23 protein-coding genes are annotated in these 25,590 nt (G+C 49.6%); 4 read left to right on the top strand and 19 right to left on the bottom strand.

Annotated elements, in window-relative coordinates:
- The first annotated feature begins 82 nt into the window (after positions 1-82).
- Positions 83-1,861 (top strand): chloride channel protein, encoded by a 1,779-nt coding sequence (locus tag ABDW72_RS19920; protein WP_347160387.1) that lies wholly within the window; start codon positions 83-85, stop codon positions 1,859-1,861.
- A 75-nt stretch (positions 1,862-1,936) separates the two neighbouring features.
- On the opposite strand, the gene ABDW72_RS19915 is transcribed toward ABDW72_RS19920, so the two are convergent.
- A complete protein-coding gene (locus ABDW72_RS19915) occupies positions 1,937-3,616 on the bottom strand; it encodes a hypothetical protein (protein ID WP_347160386.1) in 1,680 nt (559 codons plus the stop codon).
- Positions 3,617-3,844: 228 nt separating this feature from the next.
- Here ABDW72_RS19915 and ABDW72_RS19910 point away from each other — a divergent pair, with 228 nt between their 5' ends.
- Together ABDW72_RS19910 and ABDW72_RS19905 are read left to right on the top strand one after the other, a co-directional pair.
- Entirely contained in the window at positions 3,845-4,708 is an 864-nt protein-coding gene (locus ABDW72_RS19910; protein WP_347160385.1) for an alpha/beta fold hydrolase, read from the top strand.
- Positions 4,709-4,816: 108 nt separating this feature from the next.
- Positions 4,817-5,656, top strand: a complete 840-nt coding sequence (locus tag ABDW72_RS19905) for a 5'-nucleotidase, lipoprotein e(P4) family (protein WP_347160384.1) — start codon at positions 4,817-4,819, stop codon at positions 5,654-5,656.
- A gap of 192 nt (positions 5,657-5,848) precedes the next feature.
- On the opposite strand, the gene hisIE is transcribed toward ABDW72_RS19905, so the two are convergent.
- The 13 genes from hisIE to ABDW72_RS19840 form a co-directional block, all read right to left on the bottom strand.
- Entirely contained in the window at positions 5,849-6,466 is a 618-nt protein-coding gene (gene hisIE, locus ABDW72_RS19900) for a bifunctional phosphoribosyl-AMP cyclohydrolase/phosphoribosyl-ATP diphosphatase HisIE (protein WP_347160406.1), read from the bottom strand.
- Between the two features lie 93 nt (positions 6,467-6,559).
- The gene (gene hisF, locus ABDW72_RS19895) at positions 6,560-7,327 is read right to left on the bottom strand and encodes an imidazole glycerol phosphate synthase subunit HisF (RefSeq protein WP_347160383.1); all 768 of its coding nucleotides are present in this window, start codon (positions 7,325-7,327) and stop codon (positions 6,560-6,562) included.
- A complete protein-coding gene (hisA, locus tag ABDW72_RS19890; protein ID WP_347160382.1) occupies positions 7,321-8,043 on the bottom strand; it encodes a 1-(5-phosphoribosyl)-5-[(5-phosphoribosylamino)methylideneamino]imidazole-4-carboxamide isomerase in 723 nt (240 codons plus the stop codon). The genes hisF and hisA overlap by 7 nt, the downstream gene beginning before the upstream one ends.
- Entirely contained in the window at positions 8,040-8,621 is a 582-nt protein-coding gene (gene hisH / locus ABDW72_RS19885; RefSeq protein WP_347160381.1) for an imidazole glycerol phosphate synthase subunit HisH, read from the bottom strand. The genes hisA and hisH overlap by 4 nt, the downstream gene beginning before the upstream one ends.
- A 264-nt stretch (positions 8,622-8,885) precedes the next feature.
- Positions 8,886-10,229, bottom strand: a complete 1,344-nt coding sequence (gene mgtE, locus ABDW72_RS19880; RefSeq protein WP_347160380.1) for a magnesium transporter — start codon at positions 10,227-10,229, stop codon at positions 8,886-8,888.
- A gap of 268 nt (positions 10,230-10,497) precedes the next feature.
- The gene (locus ABDW72_RS19875; protein ID WP_347160379.1) at positions 10,498-11,508 is read right to left on the bottom strand and encodes a bifunctional 3-deoxy-7-phosphoheptulonate synthase/chorismate mutase; all 1,011 of its coding nucleotides are present in this window, start codon (positions 11,506-11,508) and stop codon (positions 10,498-10,500) included.
- A gap of 1 nt (position 11,509) precedes the next feature.
- On the bottom strand, positions 11,510-12,286 hold the full coding sequence (gene trpA / locus ABDW72_RS19870; RefSeq protein ID WP_347160378.1) for a tryptophan synthase subunit alpha: 777 nt from the start codon (positions 12,284-12,286) through the stop codon (positions 11,510-11,512).
- On the bottom strand, positions 12,276-13,466 hold the full coding sequence (gene trpB / locus ABDW72_RS19865) for a tryptophan synthase subunit beta (RefSeq protein ID WP_347160377.1): 1,191 nt from the start codon (positions 13,464-13,466) through the stop codon (positions 12,276-12,278). The genes trpA and trpB overlap by 11 nt, the downstream gene beginning before the upstream one ends.
- Positions 13,467-13,563: 97 nt before the next feature.
- Positions 13,564-14,187: a phosphoribosylanthranilate isomerase gene (locus ABDW72_RS19860; protein ID WP_347160376.1), complete on the bottom strand. Its 624-nt coding sequence runs from the start codon at positions 14,185-14,187 to the stop codon at positions 13,564-13,566.
- Positions 14,184-15,002 carry an indole-3-glycerol phosphate synthase TrpC gene (trpC, locus tag ABDW72_RS19855; protein WP_347160375.1) on the bottom strand — a complete coding sequence of 273 codons (819 nt, stop codon included), beginning with the start codon at positions 15,000-15,002 and terminating at the stop codon, positions 14,184-14,186. Before trpC ends, ABDW72_RS19860 begins: the two co-directional genes overlap by 4 nt.
- A gap of 40 nt (positions 15,003-15,042) precedes the next feature.
- The gene (trpD, locus tag ABDW72_RS19850) at positions 15,043-16,050 is read right to left on the bottom strand and encodes an anthranilate phosphoribosyltransferase (RefSeq protein ID WP_347160374.1); all 1,008 of its coding nucleotides are present in this window, start codon (positions 16,048-16,050) and stop codon (positions 15,043-15,045) included.
- 195 nt (positions 16,051-16,245) lie between these two features.
- Complete coding sequence (locus tag ABDW72_RS19845) at positions 16,246-16,809, bottom strand: anthranilate synthase component II (RefSeq protein WP_347160372.1); 564 nt, start codon at positions 16,807-16,809, stop codon at positions 16,246-16,248.
- Position 16,810: 1 nt separating this feature from the next.
- On the bottom strand, positions 16,811-18,223 hold the full coding sequence (locus tag ABDW72_RS19840; RefSeq protein WP_347160370.1) for an anthranilate synthase component I family protein: 1,413 nt from the start codon (positions 18,221-18,223) through the stop codon (positions 16,811-16,813).
- A gap of 549 nt (positions 18,224-18,772) precedes the next feature.
- Here ABDW72_RS19840 and ABDW72_RS19835 point away from each other — a divergent pair.
- Positions 18,773-19,186 (top strand): hypothetical protein, encoded by a 414-nt coding sequence (locus tag ABDW72_RS19835; protein WP_347160369.1) that lies wholly within the window; start codon positions 18,773-18,775, stop codon positions 19,184-19,186.
- 43 nt (positions 19,187-19,229) lie between these two features.
- Here the strand turns inward: ABDW72_RS19835 and hisB are convergent, their stop codons facing one another.
- The 5 genes from hisB to ABDW72_RS19810 form a co-directional block, all read right to left on the bottom strand.
- Positions 19,230-20,333: a bifunctional histidinol-phosphatase/imidazoleglycerol-phosphate dehydratase HisB gene (gene hisB, locus ABDW72_RS19830; RefSeq protein WP_347160368.1), complete on the bottom strand. Its 1,104-nt coding sequence runs from the start codon at positions 20,331-20,333 to the stop codon at positions 19,230-19,232.
- 89 nt (positions 20,334-20,422) lie between these two features.
- A complete protein-coding gene (gene hisC, locus ABDW72_RS19825) occupies positions 20,423-21,466 on the bottom strand; it encodes a histidinol-phosphate transaminase (RefSeq protein ID WP_347160367.1) in 1,044 nt (347 codons plus the stop codon).
- Positions 21,459-22,748 (bottom strand): histidinol dehydrogenase, encoded by a 1,290-nt coding sequence (hisD, locus tag ABDW72_RS19820; RefSeq protein WP_347160365.1) that lies wholly within the window; start codon positions 22,746-22,748, stop codon positions 21,459-21,461. The genes hisC and hisD overlap by 8 nt, the downstream gene beginning before the upstream one ends.
- A 4-nt stretch (positions 22,749-22,752) precedes the next feature.
- Entirely contained in the window at positions 22,753-23,604 is an 852-nt protein-coding gene (gene hisG, locus ABDW72_RS19815) for an ATP phosphoribosyltransferase (protein WP_347160363.1), read from the bottom strand.
- Between the two features lie 351 nt (positions 23,605-23,955).
- Positions 23,956-25,590, bottom strand: a 1,635-nt coding sequence (locus ABDW72_RS19810; RefSeq protein WP_347160362.1) for an MBG domain-containing protein, incomplete at its 5' end; no start/stop codon positions are given.

Genomic DNA, 25,590 nt, shown 5'->3' with positions numbered 1-25,590 from the left:
AAAGGTTGAACAGGGATAATGGAATCGCTAATTTTGTATCCTATATTATTTGATAAGACCCTCACGAAGGTCACACCCAGGAATGCCCTATTATAAACGTTACAAGGTTCCGCTCCTTTGGCTGCGCCGCCACACGTCCAGCCGTGAATTTATGCTCATTTCGAGCGCTTTAGTGGGACTTTCAGCAGGCGCCGCCGCTGTTGTACTGAAAACCTTCGTTCACTACATTTTTATTGCACTAGCCTATGGTGGTCGTCTCCTCGACCGGCCGGTGTGGCTGGTCGTACTTCCAATTGTTGGTATTCTACTCACCGTGCTGGTGGTACAGTTGTTTTTCAAAGGCAAAGTTGAAGGGGGTACCGCCGGTATTCTGTTCAGTATCTCGCAAAAGTCAAGCATCATCCGGCGCAGCAAAATGTATTCCTACATTATCACCAGTGGCATTACGGCAGGTTTTGGTGGCTCAGCAGGGTTAGAGTCACCTATTGTGGTAACAGGTGCAGCGATGGGATCCAATTACGGGCGTTCTTACCACCTTAATTACCGCGAGCGGACCTTGCTGTTGGCCTGTGGTGCTGCTGCCGGCATTGCTGCCGTTTTTAACGCCCCAATAGCTGGCGTACTCTTTGCCATCGAAATCCTACTGACTGATATCAGTATTTCCGCTTTTATCCCGCTTATTATTGCAGCCGTAGTAGGCACCCTTTGTACCAGCCTTACGCTCAACGAAGAGGTGCTGTTTTTTGCAAGCAAATATTCAACGTTCGAAGCGATGAATATTCCCTTTTATGTGATGCTGGGCGCGCTTACAGGGCTTCTATCGGTATACTATACTCGTACCGTGCACCGCATCGAGGAAGCTTTTGAGCCGCTAATCAACAAAGTATATCAGCGGGCGCTGGTGGGGGGGCTCTGTCTCGGTTTGCTGATCATGCTGTTCCCGCCGCTGTTCGGCCAGGGCTATGAATCTATAGCTTTGCTGGAAGGCGACAAAGCTGACCAACTGCTGAAAGGCAGCTGGCTTTCTTTTTTTGGTACCAATGAGTGGCTGGTGCTATGCTTTACCGGCGCGCTGGCTTTGGTAAAGGTAATTGCCGCCACCCTCACCATGGAAGCAGGAGGTAAAGGCGGCCACTTTGGTCCTTCGATGTTTGTAGGCGCCTATGCGGGTCATTTCTTTTCCAAATTTATCAACCTGACCAATATTGGGAATGTGCCAATCAGCAGCTTTACCATGGTGGGCATGGCCGGTATTCTGAGTGGTGTAATGCACGCGCCTCTGATGGGCATCTTCCTGATAGCGGAAATCACCGGCGGCTATACCCTGATGATTCCGCTGATGGTGGTAGCAGCTACCTCCTATGCTGTAGTAAAATACTTTGAACCTTACTCTCTGGAGGCTAAAAAGCTGGCACAAAAAGGGCAGCTGCTAACAAATAACAAAGACAATACGATCCTGCGCATCATGAAAATCCGCCACCTTATCGAGACGGAATTTCAGGCGATTGCGCCGGATGCTACCCTACGGGAGTTGGTGGAGGTGATCGCTCATTCGCGCCGCAACCTTTTTCCGGTTGTTAATGCCAAAGGCAAGTTGGAAGGCATTATTCTGCTGGAAGATATCCGCGAGATTATGTTTAAGACGGACAAGTATGATACTGTGAAGACGAAGGAACTGATGGTGAAGCCGCCTGACGTGGTGCAGCATGACGACAGCATGGCCGATGTAATGAAGAAATTTGACGAGACAGGCGCCTGGAACCTGCCGGTGTTGGAGGACGAGCAGTACCTGGGGTTTGTCTCAAAAAGCAGCATCTTCACCAAGTATAGAAAGCTCCTGATCAAAACAACCAACGTTTAACATCAAAGGATATCTTATATAGAAAAGCCGCCAATAATAAACATTAGCGGCTTTTCTATATAAGATAAATTCTACTTATTTGTTCGATTTCTTTTCAAGGCCCATGCTGGAGAGAAAACCACTGGCTATACAATCTTTCCAATAGCTGAAGATGGTTTTCTGTGGATTACGTGTTACTGTGATGTCGCCAATGCGGGGCTGTTCGCCTTTATCTTCGGGGTTGCTGGACTTAATAGCTACCCAGTTTGCAATTTCAGACAGGATCTCCTTACCTAAGCTCTGGCGCTCACCTTTCCCTTTCGACAACAATTCAACTTCCAGGTTGCTGTACAGCAGTTTCATCGTGCCATCCGCATGGTCATTGGTGAGGGTGATGTTGAACTGACCACTGCGAATATGGCCGCTTTCCACGCTTATAAACGTTGTAGGAGCTAAAATCGGGTTCAATATTTCCGGTTCACTTTCGCCTATGCTGCCGCTGATAGTATGATAGCCATTTTTGTCCAGCAGCGGCATTCGGATGGTAAACGACAGCGGCGCTTTTCCCATCACCTTCATTTTTGCCTCTATTACAGCCGGGTTCTTATGCGATATATGCCCGGGTATATTGGTTAGGTTCGTAGCTGTGGCGTATAGGTTCTCCATGGTAATATACCCTCTCTTTGTCGCTTGCGGCACCAACTCGGCATAGCGGATATACCCATTCCGGATCTGCACGGTATCGACTAAGAATTGCTGCTTCATTTGCTGCATTAACTGGTGCGGCAGCGGGTTTTTATCACCACTATCCCTAAAGTTTTTCTTGTCTTTAAAGGAATTCAGGTGGGGCGAATTGATCACGGCCTTTCCTACCACATACGTATGGCTGCGGGAGTGTGCCTCATAGTTAACACCCGATAATGCAACACGATCAATCGTTACTTTGGTATAAGAGGTAGCCTGCCCTTTGGCGCGCGACAATTCCGCGGCACTTCCTGTTGGCTGCAACACCAGACTTGTTGCCAGTAAATTATGTTTAGCGGTGCTTAGTTGTATGGAATCGATGGTGAGCCGGGAAAAACTTCCTGGTGGCAAAAAGTGTGTTTTCTCCGCATTCAGTTCAATCTTACGAGCATAATAAGCTCTATCTTTGGCCACAAAAGCAGCGCTGTCGAGCTGCATGTCTTCTACAACCAAGCTAAACTGCTGCACTTTAAAAGTAGGGATCTTCTCATCCGGTTTTTGCTTGTACTGCAGCATGCCCCTGTTCACGTCGATTCGGTCTATACGCATACCCTGCAGCATACCTTTCAGGGACTTATAGAGCGGTTGTTTGGACTGTTGCGAACTGTCCTGCTTCATCTGCAGCAAGGTGATATTTGGATGCTGCAGCCGCAGGAGGTGCATGCCTAAGCCCTCCCTGAAAAGCATGCGGGAGTAGTTAAGTCCGCGCAATGCCAAGGGGCCACTTGTTATCTCTACTAACATAGCGGGTGCTTTGGTATCCTGCTTCTCCAGTTGCTCCCACCTGTTAAGATCCGGCTCCAAGGCAATGCTGTCGATGCTGAGAGTTCCGGTGAAGGGAGATGCCTGAAAGCCCAACAGATGCAAGGTATAAATGCCATTGGTCTGTTTATGCACCATGCGCTCCAGCTTTCGCTGCATCCATCCATTAAAGAAGAAGAATCCTACAAACAACAGTAAGGCAAGCCCAACAATAATTGCTCCGGTCCAGAACCAGTGCTTTGCGTTATTTTTAGTATCTTTTCTTCTCAACACGTTTATTTTTTTGTGATTGGTACGCGAAACACAACAAAAGCGATATGCTATATTTTAAATCAGCGTTATTTATACTTAGAATGGGTTGTACCAAATCAGGTAATTTCGTAGTAGAAGGCAAGATGAATTTAAAAGCATCCTCTCCTGTTCTCTAAGCAGGTAAAAACTAGAGATTGTGGCTGTCCGTCTGAATTGCAAGTATGAAATTTCCAAACAACTGTCATCATGAAAGCTCCAAACTGGCTTGATCCCATACTTTATCCTTTTGCATACCATACACTGCCAGTAAATGGCGGAAAGTTACACTATGTGGATGAGGGTGATGGACAACCCATCGTATTTGTGCATGGCACGCCTACCTGGTCTTTTGTATGGCGGCAACAGACCAAATCGCTTAGCCGGCAGTTCCGCTGCGTAGCGCCCGATCATATAGGTTTTGGTTTATCGGAGAAGCCTGCTACTTTCAGCTATACCCCGGAAGCGCATGCCGATAACCTGGAGCAGCTTATTAAGCACCTGCAGCTGAAAGACCTGACGCTGGTGGTGCACGACTTCGGTGGTCCGATTGGGCTGCGCTATGCCTTGAGGCATCCGGAGAATGTAAAAAGAATTGTGCTCCTGAACACCTGGATGTGGAGCCTGGAAGAAGAAAAAAGCATGATGAAGGCCAGCCGGTTTATGAGCAGCAGCTTCGGCAAGTTGCTGTACCTGCAGTTAGGCTTTTCGGCGCGTATGCTGTTGCCGCAAGGCTACTATAAACGCCAGCACCTTACAAAAGACATCCAGCGCCACTACCTGAAGCCGCTCGCCAGCGCCTCCAAACGGCAGGGCACCTGGCGCTTTGCCGTAGCCCTGCACGAGGCGAACCCTTACTTCGCTGCACTTTGGGAACAACGCAATAAATTGAAAGATAAGCCCATACTTATACTTTGGGGCGAAAAAGACAAGTTGCTTCCACTGCATTTCCGGAGTATCTGGCAGCAGGCTTTCCCTAAGGCAAAGGCTGTGACATTACAGGCGGGGCATTTTCTGCAGGAGGAAAGAGGTAGCGAAGTAGCCGATGCCATCCGCCAGTTTATGAATTGTTAGTATCCTGCTGTTTATACTTGTGCTCTTCTCTACTTGAGGTTTCATGCATAGGTGTGCTTCCTTTAGGAAGAATCAGTATCTATCTTTGGCTTCTTTTAAACTCATCCTATGAAAAATCTCAGCTATACCTATGGCGTCCTGCTTGCCGGACTTTTAAGCGCTTGTGCCACGCAAAAAGCTGTTGTGCCTGCGGCTGTTCCCGCCAGCAGCACCCTTGCCGTTGACGGAAAGTTGTGGTCGAGCCTGTGGCAGCAACGGGCGGCGGAGTATAAAGCGCTTTGCTTTCAGGCCTACAACATCGCACGCCTTCGCCTCGACCTGGCCTTGCAACAGCAACCTGCCGGTAAGCCGCTCGCCATCATCACCGATATAGACGAAACTGTGCTGGACAACAGCCCCAACTCCGTTAGCCAGGCGCTGCAGGGCAAAGACTATGAGCCGCAGGCGTGGCTGAACTGGACCAGCAAAGCTGTTGCCGATACGGTGCCGGGGGCTCCATCGTTTCTGAAGTATGCGGCTTCCAAAGGTGTTACGATATACTATATTACCAACAGAAGCGAGCCAGAACGGGAAAGTACTTTAGTTAACCTGCAGAAGTATGGCTTCCCGAATGCGGATGATGCCCATCTACTGCTCAAGCAGGCAAGTTCGGGTAAGGAGCCGCGGCGCCAGCAAGTGCAGCAAACCCACACGATCGTGCTGCTATTGGGCGATAACCTGGCTGATTTTGCGACGCTGTTCGAGAAAAGATCGATAGAAGACCGCACACAGTTTGTGCAGCAACAGGCCGCTAACTTTGGCGACAAATTTATTGTGTTGCCCAATGCCAACTACGGCGACTGGGAAGGTGCCATCTACAAGTATAATTATGGCCTGACACCTGAGCAAAAAGAGGCGATGATCAAAGCAGCACTGATCCAGGAAAGCGACAGAAGCGCTAAATACTGAAAGTTGCAATTAGCCCTTTAAAACGGAAGAGTTAGAGATTTATATGGCTGCAGTAACAGTAAAGCTGGCGCTAAATTTACTTCGGAGACAGCACCATCCTATACATTTAGATGAAGGTTTGAAGCCATACTGTTCCGACAATTTAGTTATATAATCAGTGCTTATTTGTAAGCACTGCCAGGTAGCTCCGCTTTACTTCTTATGCCGCTCCTCGAGCACCGTCACTACGTCCTTCAGTTCCAGGCCGGTTGCTGCAAGTAGCACCAGCAAGTGGTATAGCAGGTCGGCGGCTTCGCCTTTCATGGTGTCCAGTTGGCCCGCTACCGCATCAATTACCGTTTCTACGGCCTCCTCTCCTACTTTCTGGGCGATCTTATTTACACCTCTGCCAAACAGGTAATTTGTATAAGAGCCTTCCGCCGGATTGGCCTTACGCTCCTGTATCACCTCCTCAAGCTGCGCCAAAAAGCGTATGGCAGAAGCTCTGTTCGAGGCCGCTTCTTCTCCAAAGCAGCTTGTCGCGCCGGTATGGCAGGTGGGGCCGTTGGGCTTCACCTTTATGAGCAGCGAATCGTTGTCGCAGTCCTGGGTGATGCTGATGACTTCCAGCGTGTTGCCGGAAGTCTCGCCTTTGGTCCAAAGGCGGTTTTTAGAACGGGAGAAGAAAGTAACCAGCCCCTCCTGCTGTGTTTTATCTAAGGCTTCCTGGTTCATATAGCCCAGCATCAATACCTGACCGGTGAGGTTATCCTGTATTACGGCTGGCACAAGGCCGCCCATTTTATCAAAATCCATGGTTTGAGTTAAAATGTTAGAAAGTTTAAGTGTTAGAAAGTTGAAGCTTTAAAGCGTATGAATCTTGTGGAGCTCCTAAACGCTCTAACTGCCAAACTCATTAACTCTTCATCTTGTTTTAGTTCGCACATCTATGCCCTGCTCTTTGAGGAAGCGTTTCAGGTCCGGGATCTCCAGTTCGCGGAAGTGAAAGAGGCTGGCTGCCAAGGCCGCATCTGCACTTGCTTGTTCAAACACATCGGCAAAGTGTTGCATGGTGCCTGCGCCACCGGAGGCTACAACCGGCACTGAAACAGCTTCAGATACAGTGCGGGTAATGTCCAGGGCAAAGCCTGCTTTGGTGCCGTCGTTGTTCATGCTCGTCAGCAGGATCTCGCCAGCGCCAAGATCGGTTACCTGACGGCACCAGTTTACGGTGGCATGCTCCGTTTCTAGGGTGCCGGCGCGGGCGTATACTTTCCAACCGGTGCTGTCAGTATACTTGGTATCTACGGCTACCGTCACACACTGACTGCCAAAGCGACTCGCCAGCTCCTCTACCAGTTTCGGATTTCGGATGGCGGCAGAGTTGATTGAAACCTTGTCAGCCCCATTCTGCAGCAGCACCTCTACGTCCGCTACCGCTCCAATGCCACCGCCTACAGTGAAGGGTATATCGATGTGGCGGGCTATGTCGCGCACCAACTCGGCAAAGGTCTTCCGCTCTTCGTTGGTAGCTGTAATATCCAGGAACACCAGTTCATCGGCTCCCTGCTGAGCATACCATTTAGCCAGTTCCACCGGGTCGCCGGCATCGCGGATATTCTCAAACTGCACGCCCTTTACGCAGCGGCCGTTCTTAATGTCAAGGCAGGGTACAATGCGTTTAGTTAACATATAAATGGTGCTAAGTCTTTTAAAGCAATGGTGCCTTCATAAATGGCTTTGCCAATGATGGCCCCTTTTACGCCAATCTCCTGTAGCTCCTCCAAGTCGGCCAGCGTAGTTACGCCACCGCTGGCAATCACATTGGCTTCGGGCAAGGTCAGCTTCAGGTGGCGGTAAGTATTAGTGGCTGGCCCTTGCAGTTTGCCATCTTTGCTCACGTCGGTGCAGATGAATAGTTTGGCTCCAGTTTTTACATAGCCCGACATGAAGTCCTGCAGCGGGTATTTGCTCTCCTCCGTCCAGGCACTAATAGCGATGTTGGTGCCTTTGAAATCTGCGCCAATGATGATCTTCTCTGCGCCATACTTTAGTAGCCAGGCTTTCACCGTCTCCGGCTCACGCACAGCAATGCTGCCAGCCGTAATTTGCGCCGCACCAGCATCAAAAGCTTGCCTCACCGCTTCCTCAGACTGCAAGCCGCCGCCAAAATCAATCGTTAAGTTTGTGTTAGAAGCAATATTTTCCAATACGGCAAGATTCACGGGTTTTCGGGCGCGCGCACCGTCCAAATCCACCAGGTGCAGGCGTTTGATGCCGTGGCTCTCAAAGCGCTTGGCTACCTCCAGGGGGTTGCTGTCGTAGGTCGTTTGCCGGGCGAAGTCGCCCTCGGTGAGGCGCACGCATTGTCCGCCGATCAGGTCTATGGCAGGGATGATTTCCATCATAAGGCTAAAAAGTTCTTTAAAATCTGAGCGCCGGCAGGCCCGCTCTTTTCGGGGTGAAACTGCGCGGCGTAAAAATTCTTATACTGCAAAGCGGCTGAAAAAGGATCGGGATAGTTGGTTTGCGCAATAGTATAAGCAGACAGCGGCACGTAATAACTGTGCACATAATAAACAAACTCCTGCTCTGGCAGACCGGCAAATAATGGTGAATTCAGGCTCTCCAATTGATTCCACCCCATGTGCGGCACCTTCAGCTCTGTCTCAAAACGTTTTACAGATAGTGGGATGATACCCAGCAAATCTGTCTCTCCTTCTTCGGAGTGTTGGCAAAGCAGTTGCATGCCCAGGCATACACCGAAAAAAGGCTGCTGTAGTTCTGGCAGCAGCTTGTCCAAGTTTTGGGCCCGAAGCTGCGCCATAGCCGAGGAGGCTTCGCCTACGCCCGGAAAAATCACTTTGTCCGCCGCTTTGATCGTTTCGAAGTCGCTGCTCAGGGTTGCCTGTACGCCCAACCGCTCCAGCGCAAACAACACCGACTGCACATTACCTGCTTTGTAATCAACTATAACTAGGTTCATCTCTATAGATGTTAGATTAGGTTTGCTGTGTCTCTCTAAACCTTATAGGTTTAAAACTGAATAATAAAAAAGCCTGACTCTGTTCGGAGTCAGGCTTTTGGATATTTCTATTTTATACTTCTAGCAAATCCACAGGCTGGCGGCTCCGAAACAATTGCTTCGTGCAGAATGATGATGCAGATGTGCCATTGTGCCTGTCATGTATGCAAATATAGCGAACCAGGGGATGAATGTACAGCTAAATCAGAATTATTTTAGCGTTACCTACAACAAGGTGCCACTAAGCAGTGAAGCAGCAATGGTAAAATAGATCACCAGGCCTGTTACGTCTACCAGCGTGGCCACAAAGGGAGCCGAGGAAGTGGCGGGATCCAAGTGTAGTTTCTGGAGCAGAAACGGGATCATAGAACCAGACAACGTACCCCACAACACAATACCAATCAGTGAAAAGCCAACCGTTAAGCCTACCAGCAAATAGTGTTCGCCATAGTTGTATAAGCCCACATATTGCCAGGTAACGATGCGCAGTAAGCCAATACCACCCAGTATGACACCCAGCAACAGGCCCGAAAGAATCTCTTTGCGCATCACATACCACCAGTCAGATATTTTGAGCTCGCTGATAGCCATAGCACGCACAATAAGTGTGGCCGCCTGAGAACCGGAATTGCCGCCGCTACTGATAATGAGCGGAATGAACAGCGCCAGCACCACCGCTTTGTTCAGCTCGTCTTCAAAAAAACCCATGGCTGAAGCCGTGAGCATCTCCCCCAAAAACAGGATGAGCAACACGCTTGCCCGCTTGCGCACGAGCGTGAGCAAAGGCGTTTCGGTATAAGACAGCTCCAAAGCCTCCAGACCACCAAATTTCTGAATATCCTCGGTATCGCGTCGCTCGATCTCATCAAAGATATCGTCGAACGTTACAATGCCCACCAGCACGCCTTTTTCGGAGACTACAGGCATTACGGCACGGTCATACTTGTTGAACTGCTCGATGGCTTCGTCGCGGCTCATAGTAGTAGTGAGGCTCACAAACTGATAGTCCATCAGCGATTCGATGGTTTGGTCTTCCTGGGCCATGAGCAGCTTGCCAATGCGGATGTCGTCAATAAGCTTGTTGTCTTTGTCTACCACATAGATGTGGTTCAGGGTCTCTGCCTTTTTTCCAAAGCGCCGGATGTTGGTAAGAGCCTGCTGCACTGTCCAGCCTTTTTTAGCCTGAATGTAATAGGGCGTCATCAGGCGGGCAATGCTCTTTTCGGGATAGCCAAGCAGGTTCAGGGCAATACGTTTCTCTTCCGGCGAAAGCAGGTTAATCGACTCTTTGATAAGCAGGTCCGGGAAGTTCTCGAAGATCTCCGTTCTATCGTCCGGAGCCATGTTCTCCAGCATTTCAGCCGTATCGGTAGAGCCCAGCTTTTTGAGCACATCCTCCTGCGTGGAGTAGTTGAAGTAAGTAAATACCTCCGACTTCAGTTCCCCCGGCAGTAGCAGGAAAGCCAGCAGGCGCTCCTTTTCATTCAGTTCCTCCAGTACTTCGGCAATATCGCTGGGGTGCTGTGCCTTCAAGTCATTCAGGTTCAGGTCTGCTATCAGTGGGGTCATGATCTATTTTTGAGTAAACTGTTTTGAAACTTGTTAGCAGGCACGCCCGCCATACTTACTCTTTATTGCATCATCAAATAAAAAGCCTGCACCCTATTCGGAGGCAGGCTTTTTATTTCTGATTGAAGTATAATCATAAAAGCACTTGGCTCCGAAGTTATTCGGAGTTACGACTCGATGGCACGTACCAAGAAGCTTGTTGTTTTTTCATGGATGCAAATTACAACTTATACTTTAAACTGACACCACATAATAAAGTTTAACCCATTTAAAAGCTTTCCCGCAGCGCATACGCTTGCCGCATTCGGCTGATAAGGCGTTCCGATTCCTTGAAGTTGAGGGTTTGCTGTCCGTCCGAGAAAGCTTCTTCCGGTTTCTGGTGTGTTTCGTAGATCACACCGTCCGCCCCGGCCATCACTGCTGCCAGGGCCATGTCAGCCACATAATCGCGCAGACCGATACCATGCGACGGATCAACGATCACAGGCAGGTGGGTTTTCTCTTTCAGCACCGGCACAGCATTCAGGTCCAGTATATTACGATAGGCTTTTTCATAGCCGCGGATACCGCGTTCGCAAAGCATGATGTTCTCGTTGCCGTTCGAAAAAATGTATTCCGCTGCCTGCAGCAGTTCTTCGATGGTACCTGAAATACCGCGCTTCAACAGCACCGGTTTTTGTGCTTCTCCCAGCGAGTCGAGCAGGTTAAAGTTCTGGCTGTTGCGTGCGCCTACCTGAAACACATCCACATAGTCCATCATCTCCTCTATCTGTGATACCTGCATTACCTCCGTAATAATCTTAATCCCATTTTCGCGGCAGATGCGGTGGAAAAGCTGCAGCCCTTCAATTCCCAGCCCACGGAAAGCGTACGGCGAGCTGCGGGGCTTGAACACGCCGCCGCGCATGATCTTCACATTGTTTTCCTTGAGGTGTTTCACCACCAGTTCAATCTGCTTTTCATTTTCGATGGAGCAGGGGCCGGCCATTATACTAAAGCTGCCTTCGCCTATGGTTACGCCATCACCGAGATCAATGCGGGTCGGCTCCACTTTCCATTTGCGCGAGATCAGTTTATACTCTTCTGAAACACGGTGAATGTCAGCCACACCCGGCAATTGCCCGATCACGCGAATATCAAAATCTTTCTTGCCTATGGCAACCAAGTATTCGCCGTGCTGTGTCTTTACCTCGTTGGCTTTATACCCGATGTTTTTTACCTGCTGCAAAATATTTTCTTTTACATCGGCAGGGATGCCTTGTTGCAGTTGTATGATCATGTTAGTGTTTGATGCGTTGGATAAATGTGGAAATATTTTGCTCAAGGCTTCCCTCCTGCTGCAATGCTTTAACAAAAGCACTGCCTATGATGGCTCCGCTGGCATGATGACAGGCGGCTGCAAACGTCTCTTTATCGTGGATGCCGAAGCCAATCACGCCAGGGTTTTGCAGTTGCATGCCCGCTACGCGCTGAAAATACGCTTCGCTCTGCTCTGCTAAGCCAATGGTTTTTCCTGTAGTGGAAGCAGAAGAGACCATGTAGATGAAGCCATTCGTATGGGTGTCGATCTCGCGGATGCGCTCCTCGGGTGTCTGCGGCGTGATCAGGAACACTTTACTCAGGTTGTACTCCTCAAAAAGGGCCTTATACTCATCCACATACATTTGCAGCGGCAGGTCCGGTAAAATGATGCCATCGATGCCAATCTCACTCGCTTTCTGGCAGAAACGCACTACGCCGTATTGCATCACCGGGTTAAGGTAGCCCATCAGCACCAACGGGATCTGCGTTTTCTGGCGAATATTCTGCAGCTGCTCAAACAGTTTTGGAATGGTCATGCCGTTGCGCAGCGCCACTGTACTGCTCTGTTGAATGGTCGGGCCGTCCGCGAGCGGATCAGAAAAAGGCATGCCTATCTCAATCAGGTCGACGCCGTTTTTCTCCAGCTCCAGGATGATGGTTTCCGTATCGTTGAGGTTCGGGAAGCCGGCTGTAAAGTATACTGATAACAGCTGTTTAGGCTTTTGAGCAAACAGGCTTTTGATTCTATTTTTCATCGAAGTGGAAATACGTGAGGTAAGTAGAGAGATCTTTGTCGCCACGTCCGGAGAGATTGATGACCACAATCTCATCTGGGCCGGCCTGCAGTTGGTTCAGCACGGCTAAAGCATGGGCACTTTCCAAGGCCGGGATGATGCCCTCCAGCCTGGTCAGTTCTAACACAGCTTGCAGCGCCTCTTCGTCTGTAGCACTCATAAAGCGGGCTCGCTGGCTTACAAACAGGTGCGCATGCAGCGGTCCCACACCCGGGTAATCCAGTCCGGCCGAGATGGAGTATGGCTCCGTTACCTGTCCGTCCTCAGTTTGCATCAGCAGCGTGCGGCTACCGTGAATGATGCCGTCCTTGCCGAGCACCGACGTTGCCGCCGACTCCCCGGAGTTAATCCCTTTGCCAGCTGCTTCCACCGCGATCAGTTGCACGTCCGGTTCATCCAGGTAATGGTAAAAAGCACCTGCTGCATTGCTGCCGCCACCAACGCAGGCTACGACATAATTCGGAAGTTCTGTGCCTTCCTTCTCCAGCAGTTGCTTTCGCATTTCCTCCGAAATCACGGCCTGGAAACGCGCTACCATATCGGGGTACGGATGCGGACCTACCACCGAACCGATGATGTAATAGGTATCTTCGGGATTATTGATCCAGTCGCGAATAGCCTCGTTTGTTGCATCTTTCAAGGTTCTGCTTCCGCTGGTGGCCGGTACTACCGTCGCACCCAGCATTTTCATGCGGGCCACGTTCGGTGCCTGGCGCTCAATATCCACCTCGCCCATGTATACGATGCACTCCAGGCCCATCAGCGCGCAAACAGTGGCTGTGGCTACCCCATGCTGCCCGGCGCCAGTTTCAGCAATAATGCGTTTCTTGCCCAATTGCTTGGCCATCAGCACCTGCCCCACCGTATTGTTGATCTTGTGCGCGCCGGTGTGATTCAGATCTTCGCGCTTGAGGTATACTTTGGTGTTATACTTCTCCGAAAGCCGTTTTGCAAAGTATAAAGGCGTGGGGCGGCCCACATAATCTTTTAGAAGCAGCTGCAACTCCTCCTGAAAGGCAGGTTCCTGCATGATGCGCAGGTAATTAAGGCGCAGTTCCTCTACGTTCGGGTACAGCATTTCCGGGATGTAAGCCCCGCCGAATTGGCCGTAAAATCCTTTTTCGTTAACGTGATAGCTCATGGATATAACTTCTATGTTCTTTATCCTGGCGCAAGCAGCTGCTTGTGCTTTCGTTATGTTGTAAGACCAGCACAAGCAGCTGCTTGCACCTTGGTTGTTATTTGCTTCTGATCAAACTGAATAGTTCCTGCAGCTTTTCGATCTGCTTCAGCCCCGGCTCCAGTTCATAGCCACTGTTTACATCAATAGCGTAGGGCTTGGGGCGTACTTTACTTAGATGCTGCACGTTGTCCGGGTTCAGACCACCGCTCAAAAAATAAGGCTTTGGCGAAAGGTATCCTTTGAGCAATTCCCAATCAAAGGGAAAGCCGTTGCCGCCATACTCCTTGCCACGCGTGTCAAACAGGAAGTAGTCGGCACAGGTTTCGTAGAGTAGCGTGTTCTCAAATACAAACCGATCATCAACGGAGAACGCTTTGATCACCTCCACACCCAATGCTTTTACTTCGGCACAGGCACGGGGCGTTTCCGTTCCATGCAGCTGCACAGCATCCAGTTTATACTTGTTAACAGTCTCGCTGATATCCTGCGTAGCGGCATTCACGAACACCCCTACCTTTTTTATACTTGCCGGCACTTCTGCCAGCAACTCCGGCGTAATAAACCCTTCAGTATAGCGTTTGGACTGCGCGTAAAAGATAAACCCCATATAATCCGGCTGCAGCGCAGCCAATTGCCGGATGTTCTCCGGATCGCGCATACCGCAAACTTTTACTTTCATTGCGTTAGCTGCTGAGCCTGCTCCAGCAAGGTTTTGTATTCTTTAATGAACTCCATCGCAGCGCGCTCCGGTCGGCTGTTATACATAAACCGCTCGCCGATCAGAAACCCGTTAAAGCCAGCTTCTTTGAGCTCCACCATCACCCGTGGGTTAATGATGCCGCTTTCCGAGATTTTAGTGATGTCTTTCGGCATGTAATCCGCCAGCTCGAAAGAAGTGCCGATCTCTGTTTTGAAGTCCTTCAGGTTGCGGTTGTTCACGCCTACTACGGCTACATTCTCATTCAGAGCGGCATCCAGTTCTTCTTTGTTGTGCACTTCCAGCAGCACTTCCAGCCCCAGCGAGCGGGCAAATGCTGCCAGCTCCTTTACGCGGGCTGGAGTTAGCGCAGCCGCGATCAGCAGAATGGCATCAGCCCCGATCGATTTGGCCTCCACCAGCTGGTATTCGTCCACGGTGAAGTCTTTGCGCAGAATCGGGCAATAGTTATACTTACGTGCGGTCATCAGGTCTTCGTTCTTGCCCCCAAAGCCCGGTCCATCTGTCAGGATCGACAAAGCCGAAGCACCTGCCTGCATGTACCCGATAGACGTGCGCTCTACCGACACATAGGGATTGATATCGCCACGAGAAGGAGATTTACGTTTGATCTCGGCAATGATACCGGTTTTATCGGGGCGCAGCAGGTAGCGCTCCAGCGAAATACAAGGCGTTGCAAAGTATAGGCTCTTTTCCAGCAGCTTTACCGGGTATAGCTCCTTTCGCTCTGCTACTTCTTTGTATTTACGGGCAATAATTTCATCTAATATGTTCATATGTTTTGCTTGACTATGAAGGGTGAACAGTGGCACGAAACTACGCTTCCACCAGACTTTTATCCTGTATCAAATTGTTAAACAAAGTATAAGCTTTACCAGAAAGCAATGTTTCGGAGGCTAAACCTACGGCTTCTTTGAGCTGCAACTCGGGGCGTGCACATTGCAGCGCCATGCCCGCATTGGCAGCAACAACGGCCGTTTGTGCGTCGGTGCCTTTGCCCCGCAGCACCTTCAAAAAAATGTCTGCGGCAGAAGCAATAGTGCCACCTCCCCTGATTTGCTCTTGCCGCAGCTGCGGTAATCCTAGCGCTTCAGCGTCCAGCAAGGCCTCCCGGTTATCTGAAATCACTTTAAAAGGGCTGGTCAGGGAGATTTCATCATAGCCGTCCAGGGTATGCAGAATAGTATAGCGGGTGCCGGTTTGCTGGTAAAGGTACCCGTACATGCGCGCCAACTCCAGGCTGAACACACCCACCAACTGCCTTTTCGGGAAAGCCGGATTCACCATTGGTCCCAACATGTTAAAGAAGGTCTTTACGCCGAGTTCCTTCCGGATCGGCCCTACACTCTTCATGGCCGGGTGAAACAAGGGAGCATGCAGAAAGCAGATGCAATACTTGTCCATGCTGCGCTCCAGTGCATCGGTATCGGTGGTGAACTTAATGCCAAGAGCCTCCAGCACATTAGAGGAACCGCAGGAAGAAGAAACGCCATAGTTGCCATGCTTGGCCACCGAAACGCCATTGGCCGCTACAACAAAAGAAGATAGCGTGGAGATGTTAAAGGTATCCTTTCCGTCGCCGCCGGTGCCGCAGAGGTCTATCGGATCGTAGGCGTCCAGGTCCACGCGGTGGCAAAGGGCCAGCAGTGCATCGCGGAAGCCTTCTAATTCATCCACCGTAATGCTGCGCATCATAAACACCGTCAGGAAGCTGGAGATCTGGCTCTGGTTATACTTACCGGCCGTTACATTCTCCAACACCTCTCTAGCCTCAGATTTGGTGAGTGTTTTATGTTCAAATAAGTGCTGTAGTATTTCTTTCATGTTTTCTTGACAAATGGTTTAACCGAAGACAAAGAATTTATGCTACGCAATTCCTTTTATCTCTAATCGCTTAATTCCGCCTTACTGGATCAGTAGATATTCCGGCTCCAAAAGGAGAATATCACTCCAGAAAAATCTTTTCAAAGGAAGAACAGGTACAAAGTATATCTTTCTAACTCTTTAGCCCTTTGACTTCTAACCGTTCAGCCAGTTTTTGATGATCTCTTTGCCGTGCTCTGTCAGCACCGATTCCGGATGAAACTGCACCCCGCGTACATTGTGCTCGCGATGGCGCATCGCCATAATGTGGCCCTGATCGTCTACAGCAGTAGGCACCAGGCAATCGGGAAGCTCCTGCTCCACTAACCAGGAATGGTAACGGCCTGTTCCAAATTGCCGGGGCAGGTTTTTGAAGAGCTGTTCCTCTGCATTCACCACCTGTACGGGCGTGGCAACACCGTGCCATACTTCGTTGCTGTTAAACAATTTACCCCCATATACTTCACCTATTGCCTGATGTCCGAGGCAAACGCCAAAAATATCTTTGCTAGCTCCATAGGTGCGGATGATTTCTTTCAGCAAACCGGCCTCGTCCGGAATGCCGGGGCCAGGAGAAAGCAGGATCTTATCAAAAGTTCCTACCTCTTCCAGGGTGATTTTGTCGTTGCGGCGTACCGTAACGGTAGCACCTAGTTCCTGCAGCAGGTGCACCAGGTTGTAAGTAAATGAGTCGTAGTTATCGATTACCAGAACTTCCATATTAGTTAATATCTTGGGCCAGTTGTAAGGCGCGACGTAGCGCCATTAATTTATTATCTACCTCCTGCAGCTCGCTATCCGGGTTAGAAGCGGCCACAATGCCGGCACCCGCCTGGAAATATAATTTATAGTCTTTGCTCAGGAAAGAGCGGATCATAATGGCACTGTTAAAGTTGCCATTGAAGTCGAGGAAGCCGATGCAGCCGCCGTAAAAGGCACGATTCGTAGTTTCGTAGCGGTCGATGAGCTGCATGGCCATGTGCTTGGGAGCACCGGAAAGAGTGCCAGCCGGAAAGGTGCTGGCCACCATCTGCAGCGCATCCTCCTGCCGGTGTAACGTGCCTGTTACTTTGGATACTAAGTGAATGACGTGCGAGTAGAACTGTATCTCCCGAAAAGTTTCTACCTGCACACTGTGACCATTGCGGCTCAGGTCGTTGCGGGCCAGGTCTACCAGCATCACGTGTTCGGCGTTCTCTTTAGGGTCGGCCAGCAGCTTCTCGGCCAGTGCCGCATCAGCCGCATCATCGCCTGTCCGGCGGAAGGTGCCGGCAATCGGGAAAATGCTGGCTTTCTGGTCTTTAATTACCAGCTGTGCTTCCGGTGAAGAACCAAAGATTTTAAAGCTGCCGTAATCGAAGTAAAACAGGTAAGGCGACGGGTTGATGGAGCGCAGCGCGCGGTATACATTGAATTCATCACCCTGAAAGCCTTGTGCAAAGCGGCGCGAGAGCACCAGTTGGAACACATCGCCCCGGAAACAATGCTGCTTGGCTTTGGCGATGTTCAGCAGAAAATCTTCGGCGCTGATGTTGTGCTCCTCTTCGCCTGCCGTTTTGAAAGTATAGCTCGGAATGTTGCGGCTATTGAGCAGGGCCTCTAATTGCGCAATGCCATCGTCATCGCCCTGGTTATAGTTGTGGGCAAAAATATAGGCTTCGTTGGTAAAATGGTTGATGGCGATGATGTGGCGGTACACAGCATAGTACAGATCCGGTATATCGGCCCGACCTTCGCGCATGGTCAGGTTTATGTCTTCGTAATAGCGCACCGCATCGTAGCTCATGTAACCAAACAGGCCGTTGTGGATAAAACTGAACTGCTTTTGCTCCTCTACTTCAAAGCTCCTGGAGAACGCGCCTAGCAGCGCCGGCACATTCGTTTCGTTGGTAATGTTCGTGGCGCGTATGCTACCATCCGGGAAAGTTTCTGTCAGCACTTCGTTCTCCGCCTTAATGCTGGCCATCGGGTTACAGCAGATGTAGGAAAAGCTGTTCTCGGCCCCATGGTAGTCAGAGCTCTCCAGCAGGATGCTGTTGGGAAACTTGTCACGCAGCTTCAGGTACACGCTTACGGGTGTCAGCGTATCGGCCAGCAGGCGTTTATAGGTAGTGTACAGGTTATACTTGCTCATAGGTATAGAAATAGGTTAAACAAAAAGCCCGCTGCTCAGGAGGAACAGCGGGCTTTATTGCCTTTGGTTGTTTGCTATATTTTTATTTCATCAAATACATAGCAGTGCTGTTCACGGTACTTTCTGTAACGTGCCACCACCATGCTTTATGAAAATTCTGCGTCATACTATTGCTTGTTTATCGCAGAAGGCATTTTGCCTGCCTCCTTGCTTTTACAAAAGTATAGGCTAAAGCGAGAACTCCAAAATTTATCTTCACTTTTTTCTTTTTTTGCATCTTCTCTCTTTTTAACTGAAAATTTTTGCCGAAATTTTGTCGTTAATGCTCTATATTCTTTGCCCAGGCTATAGCAAGAGGAGCGAAATTTCTGCCACAATGCCGGCGTGTTGCTGTGTCTTCCCTATCGAAGCACTCTTAAAGCCGAAGTTAGGGCAGTAGGCAGCTTTCCTTCACGTCGCTTACCGGTAATTGTACTTGCTGCCAGGCTAAAGATATACCCGCATTACGTCATACTTTAAATTTTAGCAGTTCCCTAACGCTTGAATCCGATGAAAATAACCAGGAACGAACTTTTATTTCGCAATAACTTTATTGCAATAGAGTTTCAACATGAAGATGACTGGATGTACGTCAACTGGCGCGGCTTTGTGAGCCATCATGATGTGGTGGACGGGTGCGAAGAGATGTTACGCCTGGTCAAGGAACGACAAATAACAGCCATCCTGAATGATAACACGCTGGTAGAGGGCATGTGGTCCGGTGCTGCGAAATGGGGTGGCGAAGTATGGTTTCCGGCTCTCCGAACTGCAGGGTTGCAACGTTTTGCCTGGATTTACTCGCCAAGTGTTTTAAGCCGCCTCTCGACCGATAAAACTTTACGCCACACTAAAAGCCCTGACTACATAAAGGTGTTTGATGACATCGACCTGGCGAAAGACTGGCTCCGCTCCAGTTCCACATAATCTAAAGCAGCATCGTAGCATGCTGCTTTAGATTACAAGAGGTCTATAAAATACCTTTGGTGCTGGGGATAGAGGTATCGCGCAGGTCGCGCTCTACAGCCATCCGAATTGCACGGGCTAATGCTTTGAAGATCGCTTCGATCTTGTGGTGCTCGTTTTCTCCCTCTACGCGAACATTTAGGTTCGCTTTGGCTGTGTCGCTAAAAGACTTGAAAAAGTGAAAGAACATTTCAGTAGGCATATCGCCTACTTTCTCCCGTTTGAAATCCGCCTTCCATACAGTCCAGGGGCGCCCGCTGAAATCGATGGCAACCTGCGCCAGCACATCGTCCATTGGCAGCGAAAAGAAACCGTAGCGGCTGATGCCACGCTTATCACCAAGTGCTTGCAGGAATGCTTCGCCCAATGCTAGGCCCGTATCTTCAATGGTGTGGTGCTCGTCGATGTGCAGGTCACCTTGTACCTGAATAGCTAAATCGATCCTGGCGTGTTTAGCTACCTGCTCCAGCATGTGATCAAAAAAACCAAGCCCCGTTTTGATGTTCATCACGCCGGTGCCGTCCAGGTTTAAATCAACTTGTATGGCTGTTTCAGATGTTTGCCGGCGTATACTGGCCTGGCGCGAAGTCCGCTGCTGTTTCAGGAAAATATAAATTTCATCCCAACTTTCAGTTCGTAGGGCAGCGCCTTTTGCCTCCTGCTCACCAATAAAGATGGCTTGCGCTCCCAGGTTCTTTGCCAGTTGCACGTCCGTCAGGCGGTCGCCAATCACGTAGCTGTTGGCCAGGTCATAGTCACCGGTCAGGTACTTTTTCATCATTCCGATGCTTGGTTTGCGCGTTTCCAAACCCTCATGCTCAAAACTGCGGTCGATCAGCACGTTATCAAAAGTCACGCCTTCGCTTTCCAGTATGTTCAGCATCTTCTGCTGGTAAGGCCAGAACGTCTCCTCCGGATACGACGCCGTGCCCAGGCCGTCCTGGTTGGTGACCATTACAAATTCATAGTCCAGTTCTTTGTAGATCTTTACCAGGCTGGCAATAGCGCCGGGGACAAAGGTGAATTTCTCAAAAGAGTCTACCTGAAAGTCGGTCTTCGGCTCAACCAGTATCGTACCGTCCCGGTCAATAAACAATGCTTTTTTCATGTATGCTTTACGTATCAAGTACCACAGTTAAGTATCAAGCCAGTAGCACCACTGCAGAACTAACGGTGCTGACTCTGATACGGGTAGGTTTAAAATGCTGCCATTGCCTGCAACAGCTTCTGATTTTCTTCCAGCGTTCCGACGGTGATGCGCAGACAACCTTCGCATCCAGGTATAGAAGAACGGTTACGCACCACAATACCTTTATCTAACAAATATTTATACATGCCATTCGCATCTGTTACTTTAACAAGTATAAAATTAGCATCAGACGGATAGACCTTCTCCACTGAAGCAAGAGAAGGCAGGGCCAGCAGCAGCAATTCGCGTTCCTGCTTCAGTTCTTCTACCATATCGCGCAGGGCCTCCGTGTGTTCCAGGGCCTGCAGCGCCAGAACCTGTGTCGCTTCATTAATGTTGTAGGGCGGTTTTACCTTATCGAGCACAGCAATAATTTCTTCGGACGCAAACGCCAGCCCCAGACGGAGGCCCGCCATACCCCAAGCTTTGGAGAATGTCTGCAGTACCACCAGGTTCGGAAACTCGGCTAAACGGGTGGTCCAGCTGGCGCTTTCTGAGAAATCAGCATACGCTTCGTCTACCACCACCAGCCCATGAAAATGGCGGAGTAAGGTTTCTATACTTTCCTCGTCAATCAAGTTGCCGGTCGGGTTGTTGGGCGAGCAGATGAAGAGGAGTTTGGTAGTGGGTTTTATACTTAGCAGCACTTCTTCTACCGGAATCTGGAAATCGGGCGTAAGTTGTACCGCTTCCATCGCGACTTCGTTCAAATTTGCCGACACCTCATACATGCCGTATGTTGGCGGCAGGTGCAGCATGCTGTCCTGCCCTGGCCGGCAAACCATCCGGAACAGCAGATCTATCGCCTCATCCGACCCATTGCCTAAGAAGATCTGCTTCGGCTGTACCCCTTTGATAGCAGCGATCTTTGATTTCAGTTCTTTCTGATGCGGGTCCGGGTAGCGGTTATAGTGCTCACCAGCCAGGCTGCCGAGGCTGTTCTCATTGGCATCCAGGTACACGCTGGCAGTTCCTTCGAATTCGTCGCGCGCCGATGAATAGGCTTTCATCTGCTGCACGTTTGCCCTGAGTATTTGGTTTAAGCTAAACACGATTAAGTTCTTTAAGTCTGATGCTTACAGCATTCCGGTGCGCCTGCAGCCCCTCGGCTTCAGCCATGGTTTCGATGGTCTTGCCGATGCCCTGCAAACCTTCCGGAGTAATGTGCTGAAACGTGATTTTTTTCACAAAGCTATCTAGCGATACGCCGCTATAGGCCCGGGCATAGCCATTGGTCGGCAGCGTGTGGTTCGTGCCCGAAGCATAGTCTCCTGCCGCTTCCGGAGTATAGTTACCCAGGAAAACAGAACCGGCATTGGTAATCCGATCCAATATATTTTCAAAATCAGCCAAGGCAAGTATAAGATGCTCCGGCGCATACAGGTTCGAAAAGGTCAGCATTTCCTCAACACTGTTCAGTACAATGCCCAGGCTATTGCTTAATGCTTTAGTAGCAAAGGCTTCCCGGGGCAATACTTTAAGCTGGGCTTTAAGTTCTGCTTCTACATTGGTCAGCAGGGCCTCGGAAGTAGTAAGCAACACAACCTGCGAATCAGCCCCATGTTCCGCCTGCGACAGCAAGTCGGCCGCTACGAAAGCTGGGTTTGCCGTTTCATCAGCCATCACCAACACTTCAGACGGACCAGCAGGCAAATCAATAGCAACCCCAGCTTTACTTACCAACTGTTTGGCTACCGTGACGTACTGATTGCCCGGCCCGAAGATCTTGTACACCGCAGGTACGCTCGCAGTGCCATAGGCCATGGCAGCAATCGCCTGCGCACCGCCCGCTTTCACCACGCGCGTTACTCCTAGCAGCGAAGCGGTATAAAGTATAGCCGGGTGAATGCTGCCGTCTTTAGCCGGTGGCGTGCACAGTACCAGTTCCTTGCAACCGGCTATGCGGGCAGGCACACCCAGCATCAGTAAGGTAGAAAACAGGGACGCTGTGCCACCAGGTATGTATAAGCCTACTTTTTCGATAGGAACACTTTTGCGCCAGCAGGTAACACCATGCATCGTCTCTACTTGCTTAATAGGTTCCGCCTGCTGTGTATGAAACAGTTGTATATTGCTGTAAGCCTGTAAAATAGCCTCTTTCAATTCAACCGATAGCATTGTTTCTGCCCTGGCAATTTCAGCAGCAGAAACCACAAGCTCCTCCAGGCTGACGCCATCATACTTTTGGGCCAGGCTGATCAGCGCCGCGTCGCCCTGCTCCTGCACTAACCGAAAGGTTTGCTGAATGCCTTCTTCCAGTTCCTCCAGGTTCTTGGTAGGCCGCGTCACCAGTTCGGGCCAGTTTTCCGGTATGGGGTATAGTAGTCTGCGCATACTGTTAGACGATCATCTTTTCAATAGGAATCACCAGGATCCCCTGGGCTCCGGCGTCTTTGATCTTTTCGATAATCTCCCAGAAATCATCTTCGTTCACAACGGAGTGCAGTGAGCTCCAGCCTTCTTCTGCCAGCGGCAGTATGGTCGGTGATTTGATGCCGGGCAGCAAAGCGCTGATGGTTTCCAAGCTGTCGTTTGGGGCATTTAGCAGGATATACTTCGCTTTGCGGGCTCGCTGCACAGCATGTATCCGGAACAGCAATTTCTCCAAAACCCGTTGCTTTTCCTGGTTCAGTCCCTGGTTGGCAATGAGCACGGCCTCTGACTTAAAAACACGTTCTACTTCGCGCAGGCCATTGCTGATTAGGGTGCTGCCAGAGCTCACGATGTCACAAATGGCCTCAGCTAATCCTATACTTGGTGCTATCTCTACCGAGCCGCTAATGGTATGGATCTGTGCCTCCACGCCCTGCTCCTGCAGGTAAGCCTGCAACAAGTTAGGATAAGAGGTAGCAATGTTTTTGCCCTGCAGGTCTTTTACTGAAGTATAATCAGCACTTTTGGGCACGGCCAGCGACAACCTGCATTTAGAAAATCCCAGCTTCTCTACCGCCAACTGCGCTTTACCCTCTTCTACCAGCACGTTTTCGCCGACAATACCAATGTCAGCCACCCCATCAGCTACATAGCCCGGAATATCATCATCGCGGAGGAAGAGAATTTCCAGTGGAAAGTTGGTGCATTCTGTTTTTAATTTGAGAGAACTGTTGATAAAGGAAATCCCGCACTCACGGATAAGCTCCAGCGAATCGTCGCTAAGCCGGCCGGACTTCTGAATTGCTAAACGTAGCATATAAATTGTTTAATTTCTGGAATAAAGATAATAAAGAATTTCGCCTTACCTGTCGGTAAAGTAAAATCGGGCTTAGGCCCTACGGGGGCAATATGGTTGTTTTATTCCTCTTACGAGGAATGATGGAAGTGGTGAAGATGCACAGCAGGAACCCCGGCAGCAGGCGCTGCCAGTAAAGAGGTGGTGCTATTGTATGCTGTTGTGCTCATCTGATGCTACAAATGTAGGATAAAATTCTTCTTATGAAAAAATTGTTAGCATTATCTTTCAGGATGAGCCCCACTAAAACAGAAAGAGGCCCCCGCGAAAAGCGAAGACCTCTTTCTGTTTTAGTGGGGCTCTAATACCCTGCTACTTTTTCAGCAGCATCTTAATCGTTTGCGCACCAGAACTGGTTATAAGTCGACCAAAGTAGATACCTTCTGACATGTTATGGGCATCCAGGTCATACTCATATACCTTGCCGGCCTCAGCCACACCAGAAACTACCTTTTTCACCAACGCGCCTCTGACATCATATACTTCCAAAGCGAAGTCCTGCGCTTTGTCCAGCGAGAAAGCAATGGTTGTTCTGTTAGAGAACGTGTTCGGATAGTTGTAGAACTGCGTAGTAGGAAGCTCTGATTTCACAGCAGAAGCAACAACTGCTTTGCTGGTCGTGGAACCGCCTTTCACAGATGCATCGTGAATCACGATAGAACCACCTCCGATAAAATCGGATGCTTCTGTATAATCTTCAGCACCAGTAGAGCCAACGAGGTTGTCATAAACAAGAGCGTTAGAAGCATCCCATATTCTGATACGAAACTTGTCGTTGTTCAGCTTTCCTTTAACATCACCATCAATGGCAATAACTGTAAACTTAAATCCTGTGATACCATTCATAATACCGACACCTTTGTAAGTGGCTTTGTCAGAAGTAACAACAAGACTCATTGCTTCAAGAGAAGAGCTCTTAAAGTTTAGATTGCCAGCGGTAAATTGAAACTCTGTATTGCCATCCACTTCAGGAAGGTTAGTTTTGCCGTTCTTATACTTGGCAACAAAACCAAAATTAGCTTTTCCTGTAGCATCTCCACCTGCTAAACCATAGGATGATGTTCTGATAGCACCTTTTGGAGAGTTAATCCAGCCGCCACCGGTTACAAATCCTCCATTCGGATCATAAACAGTAACAAAGACAGATTCTGATTCTTTGTTTTCACCCATAGCATTCTGATATGAGAGCTTAACTGTATAGACTCCTGGAGTTGTTGGAGCAGTTGTTGAGCCAGTAACCTTACTACCAGTAGCTAAAGCTCCGTCTGTTCCTGAAACATTAAAACTCCATATCCATTTGGGGGAAGTAATTGTACCGGTATAAGCAGCTTCAACACTTACTACTTTACCTGTTTCAGTTGGTGCCGGATTGACAATGGCTATAACAGGAACAAGGTATACTATGAGCTTGCCTTTTATTATTTCAGGCGTCTGGTAGTTTCTCAACTTATCACCTGAAAGCTCAGGAACAATCGCATACTCACCTGCAGGGCTAGTTTCAGTGGCTACAGTAGAGTAAGAGGCTGTGATCGCGTCACCGTTCTTGATGCCAGTGATAGCACCAGTGAATATTGGATTGGCAGCACCTTGCATTCTTGCAGCATCATTCGCTTTTACAGAGATGGCAGCAGGCGTTACTGTTAACGTGTTGCCGGCGTTGGTCACCGTGTAGTTGCCCAGCTTGTTTGTTGGGTCAGACAGCGTAGCTGTGACGGCATAGCCACCTACAGCAGAAGCAGCAGTTGCTAAAGAAGTATAAGTAGCCGTGATGTTGTCGCTGTTCTGGATACCGGTGATAGAACCAGTGAAAGCAGGATTAGTATCGCCGTACACGCGGCTCTTCGGATCTGTAGTTACTGTTAAAGCGGCCTTACCGATGGTGAACTCCTTGCTGTCAGAAGAGCCCATGTGGTTTGCATCTCCTGCGTAAGTGTAGCTGGCGCTCGC

This window comes from Pontibacter chitinilyticus (genome assembly GCF_039748935.1).
Taxonomy (GTDB): Bacteria; Bacteroidota; Bacteroidia; order Cytophagales; family Hymenobacteraceae; genus Pontibacter; species Pontibacter chitinilyticus.
This window is presented reverse-complemented; position numbering and strand designations above follow the sequence as displayed.